We start from the raw sequence: 10,381 nt of genomic DNA, 5'->3' as shown, positions 1-10,381 counted from the left end.
TTACCCAGCCCTCAAACCGCCTTGCCCGTTGGCCTTCAACAACGCCATTATCATCGGGCCAAGCGAGAATTCACCGCGCTCACTTCGGCGCGTTAGATCCCGCAGATAGCCTCCAGGAGAGTTGATGAAGTTAGCCCTTTCCAGGATGCACGCAATTGCCACCGCAGCATTCTCCGGTCCTAGCGCCTCGCAGGCATCCTGGTAGGCGGAAGGGCTTACCCCCAGCATAGATCGAACCACCACAGCGGCAGACATCAGATCTCGCCAGCTCCCCACGCCGCGCGGTGCATAGTCGCTGATCATCGGGCACGCCTTGAGCACCAATCCCAAGGGGAACGCCCTTTGCGATTCATTCTTCGGCTGATGGCTCAAGCTCGCCTTTGCCCCCTGCTCCTTTTCGGAGCGTGGTTCAGATTCATTTACGGATTCGGGTTTTGAATTCTGTATGTGCTGCTCGATATGAGCAGCATTGGTGCTAATTTTTTCAGCATTCTCGAGGTTTTCCAAACGATTAAGCACTTCCTCACGGAGCATCTCCATTTCATTGAGAACGCTAGTGACCCCTTCAAGGGTCGGAACGCGCGGAATTCTGCTCGCGAGCGCAATGTAGATGTCCTCGGTCGTCTTCCAATCGCCGTCGGCGCCCTCGACCATTGCAGCAGTAATAAGTTTGCGAACATCCCGCCGGCAAATTGTAAGGCTCTCTTTGGCTTTCCTGAGCGAGGCTCTCTCGGCCGCCACTCTTTGCGCCAACATCGCCAACTCTTCCGATCGCGCCAGGAGGGGCGACAGGTCGAAGCCAAAAGCATTCTCGATCTGGCCATCGTCGCCCTTGCGGGCGAAGCGCTTGCCATTGGCGCTATCCTTACGGGCGATCAACCCCGACTCCACCAGAATGGCAATATGCCGCCGCAACGTTGCGCCCGCCATTGCATGCGCCCGAAGCGCCAGTTGGGCATTCGAGGGGAAGACAATCAATTGTGCATCCTGACGCAACTCATTGTCAGGATAAAAACTCAAAAGTGCGTCAAGAACAGCCAGACTGTTCGACTGGATCTTGAGCAGTTCCATCGCGGCGGAAGCGTCTCTCAACACTTTCCACTTATCGGCAGCTTTTCCATGCTTGATTTCCATTGCCGCCTGGCGCCGCACGAGCGCAAGCGTCATTGGCCGCCGCCCGAACGGCGTCGCTACATTCCCCGACTGCATTGTCTCTCACCTTTCAGCAGGCAAAGGAAATTCGCTCACCAAAACGGCGCCAAAGACTCTTGACGAGGATTCGAGGAAATGCGATTCTGTTCTTGCTACAGAGACAGAAGGGCTTCCACGACGGCGACGTTGAGGGAGCTCTTTTCTTTTGCGGGTTACACTCCCTGTTTCCGTTGATGCTTTGCGCGATGCTCCTGGTAAAGCGCCGGCAAATGCTCGAGTACGAAAGCCGCGAAATCCGGCGTGGCTTTCCTGTCAATGGTAATTTCTAGCTTGCTCTTGCTCTGCGTGACCTGCGCAAGCCTGTCGCCATCGGGGGTCGACAGGACGTCTGGCAACCCGCGCGCAGTCCGACGCGGTTTCAGATGGTCGATCACTGCCTTGAACCGTTCCGACGACGGCAGCGCCTGCACCTCCTCCGAGGCAGCATATTTCGCAGCGCCTGCCGGAGGCGATGCTTTCTCAACCAGCTCTGCCAATTGCTGCCAACTTGGGCGTCCAACGCCTGGAGCGGCGCCGATGGCATCGATCAATTCAGAGGGGAGGGCGTCAACAAGCAGGAGCATCTTCGACAAGTTGCTTTTATCGATTGACATAGCCGCGATGACGATTTCTCGTGGAAACTGCTTGTTTAGCTTGTGTGCGAAACGTGCCTTTTCGATGAAGGTGAGGTCTTCGCGCTCATTGTTTTCCTGACCCTGTGCGACAACCAACTGCTCGTCCGTCAAGTCTCGAACAACCGCCTTGACCGGCAGTCCTAGCTCCGAAACGGCGCGCAGCCGGCGATGTCCAAAGGCAACTTGGTAGTGCGCGGGTTTAACGGGATGAGGTCTCACAAGGATTGGGACCTGCTGTCCTTGCTCGCGGATGGATGCAAGAAGTCCTTCGATATCACCTTGCATGCGATCCTGAACGAAGGACGGCTCGATTGACGACGCGTTCAGTTCAACCACGGCCTGACCTTCGGCGAGACGCCGCTCGATCTCCTCGGCACGACCAAGACGATCATTTTGCTCGCGCAACGCGTTACCGATGTTTGCAGTCAGCTTCGTCGCTGGATCTCGTTCTTTTCTGGTCACGCCGAGAAGCGGCATGGAGCGAGTCTTTGCCGCTCTGTGTTCAGCAGCTGATGAGCTGTCGGGCGCGTCCGTGGTGACGTCAAGGAGGTGCTTCCGACTCATGTGGTTCTACCCCATGCTTTTTTGATTAGAGTTTCGATCTCGTCGTTGACGGCGTTCATCGCCTCTAAGGCCCGATCATAGGTCGAGCGCGTGAACTGTCCGCGCTCAACCTCAAAGAGGGTTTGATTCGTCAGGCCAGCGTCCGAAACGGCGGTCGTCTTGAGCATCGGAAAATTGAGGACATTTTCGCCAAAGATCGAACGCAGATAGCCCACCATCTGGTTCTGCGGGCCATCGCTCGGTTCAAAACGAGTGACGAGGTAGCGCATCCAATTGAACTTGAACTGGGCGCCTGCGTTCTCGATTTCCCGAAGGAGATTCGAGGTCATCGCCAGAAACTGGTTCATCGACATTACATCCAACATCTGGGGATGGACGGTGACGAGGATCGAGGTTGCGGCGGTCAGAGCTGAAAGCGTGAGATAGCCAAGTTGGGGAGGGCAATCGATAACGACGACATCGTAGTTGTCCGCGATGTCTTCGATGACCTGACTGATCCGACCGTAAAAAAGCGTGTCACCTTCCTTCCGGTTCATAAGCGCGCGCGGGGTATCGTGCTCAAACTCCATCAGTTCAAGATTGCCAGGAATTAGATGAAGATCCGGGATGTACGTTCCTCGGACAACCTGCTCGATTGGGACCTGCTCGTCATCATACCGGATGGCGCCATAGAGTGTTTCGTTCGGACCAACGTCAGTTTCTGGCTGACTGCCGAAGAGTGCGGAAAGGCTTGCTTGGGGATCAAGATCAATCGCGAGAATCCGGTAGCCACGCATTGCCAGGTACTGTGCCAGATGCGCGGCTGTCGTCGTCTTGCCCGAGCCGCCTTTGAAATTCATCACCGAGACGACTTGAAGCTGCTCCCCCGTGCGACGATGGGGCAGGTAGCGCCGGTTCCCGCGGCCAATCAGGTCCAGGTGCTTACGGATTGAATGAATATCTTCGATCGTGAACGTGCGTCGACCGCCAGGGCTCATACTAACGTGCAGTTCAGGCATTTCCGAAGCAGTTTGTCTAAGATAAGACTCACCGATGCCAAGCAATTTTGAGGCTTCTGACGGTGCAAAGGATCGAATGCCCTTTTCGGACGTCGGCGGGAAGACCTTGAGATGATGTGCTTGAAGTTGGCTGGAGAGAGCGTCAGCATGACGCTCCATCAATGCGGTCAACCCTTCGACGACCGGCGCTGTTTTTGCTGCGGTTTTCGCCATCTCAAAATCCATTTCCTGCAAGTGGCGGAACTTTTCGCGAAACCGCTAAAGTTCCGCCACTAGCTATTAGAGCCGATTCTGCATTTTGAGCAAGGGGTTTTAGGTTAACGAAAGGCTAACGTGGATAAACCCGGAACGTAGAGTAAATGGATTTTTCCGTTTATATCCTGCAGCTTAGCAAGACCGCGGTACCGATTGGTCATGGTGTGTTTTATTGTGAATCCTACAAATGTGCCCCGGCGATTTAGACGAAAAGCAGAAGACCTCGGCAAAGTCGGTGATCCCCTTGCCGCGACTCACTCGCACAAAACCGTAAGCATTCGACAACGGACGCCCGATTCCAATTCGTGCAGAGTTCCCGGCGCCTAACGGCGGCGGAGAAATTCATGCAGGTATTCGCGATCTCGACACCAAAAATTTACTACGAAGCGTAGCTGCTTCAGGACGATCATAGGCTACGTGCGAGGATCTTTTCCACTCGCACTTGGGATGTAGAAGTAGTCGACGAGTGCGAGGCAGATGGGGTTGACGCTCTCGCCCCGACTGCCATCCTGGATGTCACCGCGGCTGGACCACTTGCAGGATGTGCACGCGATTTGTCTGCGATGGGACCGACCATGCTGGTAGACGTATTTCCGTCTCTGCTCCCGAAGGGTCGCCTGAACGCCAATCCCCTGATGGTCTAGAGTTCTCGCTTTTGCGTCGACACCTCGAAGAGTGGAGGGGAGGGGAGGGGAGATGGTTCCGTTCACGAGGCAACGCTGACCTTGTTCGCCGGCATCGTAGAATGGTGCCTGGGAGGTGGTCTCAGCGAAGTCGTTGCGGTAACGGATATCAGGTTCGAGCGAACTCTTGCTAGCGTCGAATGGCCTCTCCCGCGCTTGGGGCAGCCAGAGAAGATCGTTGCCACCACCGCCATCGCAGGCACGCGTCCAGCAAACGCTGAGACCTTTCTGATGTTGCGGCCGCCCAACTACCGATCTAGTTGCCGTCATCCTTCTCGGTGCGACTCGGATTGTTGGTCTGTTCGGTTCGAACCGGTGCGCCACGAAGGATGAAGCTTTGGACGATGTGGCGATAGGCTCTTAGGAGGGTTCGCGCGGGCAGATGAGGGAAGGCGACATGGCATCTTCGCAGAGATGAGGATGCATCGAAGAACGGGCTGGTAAACCGCGGCTCGTGTTTGAGGCTGGTGGCATTGACGCGGCCCAAGCGCTCCACTCTACCTTCAATAGTTTCGTCGCTCCTTGCGCAAGGGAACACTTCTGCCGCTTGAAACGTCCTTTGCCGTTTGCGCCGACGATATCTCCGAGAAGCTTGTCAAGACCCAGGACATAAGCAAGCCCGCCAGCAAGGCACGTGATTTCATCAGCTTTCTGACTGCCGCCTGTGGTTGTTGGCTAGATTCTGGATGCAAGTAAGTGTACATATTAGGATAGTCGGTGTGTCGGGGAGCGAGAGGTCTCGTATGGAGGTTCGTGGACTCGTAATTACTTGCCCCCGCAAGGTTGAAGAATGGACATTGTCGGTTCCACTCGCCGTATCGTCCGAAGTCGGTGTGCGGATAGAGTTGTGTGGACTCTGCACACCGGAGCAACGCGTTTATCGGGGCGCCAAGCCGACTTACCCCTATTGGGGCGGGCACGAGTTGTCAGGCACGATCGTGTCTCTGCCGGACGATGTACCGGATGGCCTGCGCGTAGGAGACCGCGTTGCGGTGCTTTTAATGCGCAGATGCGGCCAATGTCGTGCCTGCCGCCTCGGACTGGACAACCACTGTGCATATTTAAATCCTAAAGCGAGAGGAGGGGTGCCGCAGGGGCCGGGGGGATTGGCCAATTTTGTGGGCGTACCCGCCTATCAGGTTTTTTCCGTACCTTCCTTTTTGGCTCCCGAGCGTGCCGCGTTAGTTGAACCTGTCGCCTGCGTGGCACGCGGCATAAATAGGGCGCGTGCAAAGGCTGGAGACACTGTGGCCGTCATCGGCGGAGGCACGATGGGCCTTCTCCATTCGATACTTCTGACAACCAAAGGATGCGACGTTTACCTTTTCGATGACGACGTGGCAACGCATGGGCCTGTGATGTCGACCGGCGCCCATGCAACGGGGTCAGTTCATTCTCTGTCTGATCCGAAACTCGTCGAGAAATTAACGGATGGCTGGGGCTTCGACTGCATCTTTTGCACGCGCTTCGGTGTCAGAGGCATTCAGGGGGCCATAGCTGCGGCGTCACGCGGTGCCAGGATTGTACTCTACCAATCGATTCCGACGTCCGATTTGTTATCGGTAGGCGCTAACTTTCTGCATTACCGGGAAATTGAACTGATCGGCACCATAGCCCAAAGCGCGGACGACGTGAGAAATGCCATCCGAACCATCGTTGAACACGCCGCACGCTTCGACGTGCTGCAGGTCAATCTTTGGCCCTCGTCAAACGCCCAAGAGGCATTCGAGCAGGCGCTCGATCCACGTGTTAATCGCGTGATGCTAGATTTCAGGTAATGCTTCTCAGCGTGCCTGCAGCGCGCCTGCAATTTCGTTGCCGATCGAGACTACTTCGACACTGTCGGGGAAATTGTCGGTACGTCCGACGCTGTCGGTCACAACGATGCGGTCGATCTGAGACCGTCCCCAGTTTTCGTTCAGCGACGGCGTGAATATGGCATGGGCTGCGGCAAGGGTTATCTTGCGAGCGCCTGCCGCTTTGAGATGTGCGGCGGCTGAAAAAGCCGTCTGACCACTGTTGATTTCGTCGTCAATCAGGATGATCGTCCGGCCAGCAACGTCCCCCAGAATCTCGACGCTCTCCCGAAAGTCATCATCGTCTCTGCGGTGCTTGCGCATGACAGCGAATGGGCAGCCGAGCAGGGCCGCCAAGTGCTCAGCTCGCTTCGCTCCGCCGAAATCCGGTGAAACGACCATGTCGCCATCGACGGCCGCAGAACCGAGATGGCGAACTAGGGCGGGAGCGAACTGAAGATTGACGACAGGACAGGCAAATGCGGCGCACAGCTGAGGAACATGGAGTTCGAAAGTTATCAGCCGATCTATACCGAGAGTTTCGATAATCCCCGCAAGGATTCGCACCGGTACAGGTCCGCCGTCGAAGGCAGGGCGATCCGAACGCGAATATGGGAGGTAGGGAAGAACAGCGGTAATCGTGCGGGGACCCCGCGCCCGCACGGCACCAAGCGCTAGGAACAACTCGAAAAGACGATCATGAACGCTGTCAGGAAATGTTTGCACGACCACCACATTTCCGCCAAGCCCGCCGTCGCGCGGAGTGACAGCCATCTGGCCATTGCTGAACACCTGCGTGTTTAGGATCGTTATTCCTGACCGCGTGAGGGCCCGATGGACTGTTGACGCAAACTTTGCAGAGGTTTCGGTTGCTGCGATACGAAGGTCGTTCGCCGCAGGATCTGTACGATATGGTGACTCGGGCGCCATATTTACGCCAGCTCAAGATCGTTAACAGTGGGAATAGACAGCAGTTTGGGCAACACGTCGCCCCAATCATGTTGAAGTGGCACCTCGGTTTGATCAGGTCGAATGAGCTCTAGGAACTCGGACGGTATGTCTATCCCACAGATGCGCTTCATCTGCGTCAGGACGAAATATAACGCCGGCCTCATCTCGTATTTGTAACCTATCGCAGCGACCTCCGCCCAGCTAATATTCGCCATTTCTTTGTGTAGAACCGCATGAAGATCGCCGAACATCAATAGTCGAAGCGAATTATAAAGGAAGGCCTCGTGATAAAGCCTGGCCGAAAGGAACCAGACGGCGCCAGTCGCGGATTGGACCTGCAATATGCGGCCTAGACCGTTTGCAAGACGCACGCCTGACCATATGTCTTCGACATCGATGCCGACGGAGAGATTTACATGCATATCAATGAAGATGGGCATGTGCAGCTTCTTCGCGGAATCGATGTATCCCTTTACGTGGCGGTAGCGCAGCTGGCGTGGCACCGCGGGACCAGGGAACGGAGATTCAACGGATTCTATCCTTACAAACACCGGCAAGGAATAACTTTCGCGGAAGGTTTCGTCATCGAGTTCCTTTCGTTCCGGATGCCAGTTGCCATTTGAAGGGTCGAAAATACCGTGCCGGTAGCCGAGATCGAACATGAGCCGCTGCACGCGCTGCGCGTCAGCGGGCTTGACCATGATGTCGAGATCGGTCATCGGCCGTAGGAGTGGATCGGGATAGTGGAGAAGCGCGAGATCTGGTCCCTTCACCAGGAACCAGGCGATGCCGGCCCGATCCAGCGCATCCATGATTTCTGGCAGATTGCGAAATTCGAGTGCGGACCTGACCTTTGACATGACAGTCCAGCACTGAACGTAATGCGCCGCCTCAGTAGGCAATAGTGTCAACAAATCGAGGCGGCGCAAGTGATTCTCAAGCAGCGGCACCGTCCGATTATGCTCGGCGCGCCATACCACATAGGGCCAGTTGACAGGCTCCTTGCAGAGACTGACCTGCCACCGAACTTTCATCCAGCAGCGATTAGAGCCCCGGCGGTTTTGAATACGCCAAGTGGCGCGGTGTGAGCAACCGGCGGAAACGCGAAGCTTTCATCTCGCGCAGCGTTGGAGCCGGTTGCGGCAATGGTATCGGCATAGCTTGCCGGGGTCTGGTATCCGAGCGATGAGTGCGGCCGGAAGTGGTTGTAATCGTCGGCCCATTCAGCAATGGCGCTTCGGGCATGGTCGAGGCCGAAGAACAGGCTTTCGTTGAGCAGCTCGTCGCGCATGCGCCCGTTGAAACTCTCGACATAGCCATTCTGCATCGGCTTTCCCGGCGCGATGTAGTGCCACTCGACCTTATGATCTTTTGACCAGGCAAGGATAGCATTCGAAGTGAGTTCCGTGCCGTTGTCGGAGACGATCATCCCCGGTTTGCCGCGCCGTTCGATCAGCGTCGTCAGTTCGCGAGCGACGCGACGACCGGAGATCGAGGTGTCCGGGATCGCCGCCAGGCATTCGCGCGTCACGTCATCGACGATGTTGAGCACGCGAAACCTCCTTCCGCAAGCGAACTGGTCGTGAACGAAATCCAGCGACCAGCGGGCATTGGCCTTCGCTTCGACCAGGATCGGTGCACGCGTGCCGACAGCACGCCGCCGGGCTTTGCGCTTGCGAACGGAAAGCCCTTCCTCGCGATAGAGCCGGTAGATGCGATTGACGCCGGACGGCTCTCCTTCCCGTCGAAGCAGGACGAACAGTCGCCGATAGCCGAAACGCCGACGCTCGTTTGCAAGGTCACGCAGCTTTGCCCGCAGCGCCACCTCCGGCGGTCGGCAGGACCGATAACGCACCGTCTTGCGGTCGGCGGATATGATCTGGCAGGCCCGCCGCTCCGAAAGACCCATCACGGCCTTCAGATGCGTGACGGCTTCACGCTTGGCGGCAGGCCCTACCATTTTTTTGAAAGTAGCTCGCGGAGTGCTGCTGCGTCCAGCATCTGCTCGGCGAGCAGCTTCTTCAGCTTGGCATTCTCATCTTCAAGCGCCTTCAGCCGCTTGGCCTCAGAGATTTCCATGCCGCCGTATTTGGCTTTCCAGTTGTAAAACGTCGCTTCTGAAATTCCGTGCTTGCGGCAAAGGTCGGCGGCCTTCGCACCAGCCTCCTGCTCCTTCAGCACCGCAATAATCTGCTCTTCGGTAAATCTCTGCTTCTTCATTCGTCCGTCCTTTGATGGGCCGGACTCTAATCAATTCTGGAGGAAATTCGCAGTGGCAGGTCAAGACGGACCAAACGCTCTTCATCCTCGGGTCGTAGGTAGGCCCGGCAGGTGATCAGCAAAATAGAGTCTTCTGGTGACAACCGAAGCATCGCGGAGACTCCTGCGGCTGCGTGATTTATTTCGAACTTTCCGGGCTGCCGAATTCGGCTAGTGTCTGCCTCAGGTCGGCGAACTGTTGTTCGAAGGAAGCGAAACTCTGGTCGACGTTTTGTCCAAGCAACTGTTCAAGGCTGAGCGTTTCTTCAGCGCGTTCCTCTTGTCCAGACATAAGCTTGTAAACCGAACTTACCGGCAGCAATCGCGACAAGAGTTCACCACCGCGGCCCGTCTGGGCGCTGTCCCGAATTTGCCGGATGCAACTTTCGGCAAGCAATCCGTCAATCACGATTACCAGCTTGCCATCCTCTTCGTCAACGGCGTAGCCAAACAGTCGGGAACTAGCCATTGCCGCTACCTCTGAACCTTCTTGAGGTCTTCCACTTCACTGCGTATCTGCAGCAATTGTGCCTGAGCCGAGAGAAGTTTGGCGAATGCGGCGGTAACCGCCTTTGCCGATTGTGTGTCGGAACCAGTCATCCTAACCGGTCCTCGCCCAATGCGGCGTCCTACAAGACCTGAATCGGCGGCGCGCGGCCAATTGGCTTTGCCAAATTTCTTCGAGGCGGTTATATCAACGTAGTAGTCTTGTAGTTCGCCGTTAGCAGCGAGTGAGCCGGATTTCGACCGTTGCGATCTGCGTGACACCTTTAGCGATTGCTCTAATTTTACAAGGCCAGCCGTCAATTGCTGAGCTTGGTCATCCAAACCCGCCTGCAGCCGGGCGAGTCCTTCCGCGAGACGAGAAATCACCTGGGCTTGCTGGGCGGCTGCTTTGTTGCCGGATCGTATCGCGTTGTTCGCAAGTGTGTGCGCCACACCCGCCGCACCTCGGAAAGCTCTGCTCATCCTCAATCCTCCACGTTATTTTTGTTGACCTGGTTAAATTACGTCGTCGACACAGCAATTATTACGTCGCGCCTCCTGCG

The 10,381-nt window shown here is 56.3% G+C and carries 9 protein-coding genes and 1 pseudogene; 2 read left to right on the top strand and 8 right to left on the bottom strand.

What is annotated here, in order from left to right; translation table 11 throughout:
* The 3 genes from repC to repA form a co-directional block, all read right to left on the bottom strand.
* Positions 1-1,209 (bottom strand): plasmid replication protein RepC, encoded by a 1,209-nt coding sequence (gene repC, locus Tal182_RS26655; RefSeq protein ID WP_016737357.1) that lies wholly within the window; start codon positions 1,207-1,209, stop codon positions 1-3.
* A gap of 155 nt (positions 1,210-1,364) precedes the next feature.
* Complete coding sequence (gene repB, locus Tal182_RS26650; RefSeq protein ID WP_004672729.1) at positions 1,365-2,390, bottom strand: plasmid partitioning protein RepB; 1,026 nt, start codon at positions 2,388-2,390, stop codon at positions 1,365-1,367.
* Positions 2,387-3,601, bottom strand: coding sequence for a plasmid partitioning protein RepA (repA, locus tag Tal182_RS26645; protein ID WP_008534005.1), 1,215 nt, complete (start codon positions 3,599-3,601; stop codon positions 2,387-2,389). The genes repB and repA overlap by 4 nt, the downstream gene beginning before the upstream one ends.
* Positions 3,602-4,035: 434 nt before the next feature.
* On the opposite strand from repA, the pseudogene Tal182_RS26640 reads away from it, so the two are divergent.
* Both Tal182_RS26640 and Tal182_RS33160 read left to right on the top strand, forming a co-directional pair.
* A pseudogene (locus Tal182_RS26640) lies at positions 4,036-4,659 on the top strand (acyl-homoserine-lactone synthase).
* A 353-nt stretch (positions 4,660-5,012) separates the two neighbouring features.
* Positions 5,013-6,104 (top strand): medium chain dehydrogenase/reductase family protein, encoded by a 1,092-nt coding sequence (locus tag Tal182_RS33160; RefSeq protein WP_309506636.1) that lies wholly within the window; start codon positions 5,013-5,015, stop codon positions 6,102-6,104.
* A gap of 6 nt (positions 6,105-6,110) precedes the next feature.
* Here Tal182_RS33160 and prs read toward each other — a convergent pair whose 3' ends face one another.
* The 5 genes from prs to Tal182_RS26610 form a co-directional block, all read right to left on the bottom strand.
* Positions 6,111-7,052 (bottom strand): ribose-phosphate diphosphokinase, encoded by a 942-nt coding sequence (prs, locus tag Tal182_RS26630; RefSeq protein WP_011053499.1) that lies wholly within the window; start codon positions 7,050-7,052, stop codon positions 6,111-6,113.
* Between the two features lie 2 nt (positions 7,053-7,054).
* Positions 7,055-8,107 (bottom strand): nucleotidyltransferase family protein, encoded by a 1,053-nt coding sequence (locus tag Tal182_RS26625; RefSeq protein WP_094299123.1) that lies wholly within the window; start codon positions 8,105-8,107, stop codon positions 7,055-7,057.
* Positions 8,104-9,293 (bottom strand): IS3 family transposase gene (locus Tal182_RS26620; RefSeq protein ID WP_094299120.1). Its coding sequence is split into 2 segments (ribosomal slippage): positions 8,104-9,041 and positions 9,041-9,293, totalling 1,191 coding nucleotides; the frame shifts between segments, so codons are not numbered across the junction. Before Tal182_RS26620 ends, Tal182_RS26625 begins: the two co-directional genes overlap by 4 nt.
* Before the next feature lie 178 nt (positions 9,294-9,471).
* On the bottom strand, positions 9,472-9,801 hold the full coding sequence (locus Tal182_RS26615) for a hypothetical protein (RefSeq protein WP_004672714.1): 330 nt from the start codon (positions 9,799-9,801) through the stop codon (positions 9,472-9,474).
* A gap of 5 nt (positions 9,802-9,806) precedes the next feature.
* Entirely contained in the window at positions 9,807-10,301 is a 495-nt protein-coding gene (locus Tal182_RS26610; RefSeq protein ID WP_004672713.1) for a hypothetical protein, read from the bottom strand.
* Positions 10,302-10,381: the final 80 nt, after the last annotated feature.

The organism is Rhizobium sp. TAL182 (assembly GCF_002117725.1).
GTDB classification, from domain to species: domain Bacteria; phylum Pseudomonadota; class Alphaproteobacteria; order Rhizobiales; family Rhizobiaceae; genus Rhizobium; species Rhizobium esperanzae.
Note: the sequence above shows the minus strand (reverse complement) of the source record. Positions and strands in the feature narration are given on the sequence as shown.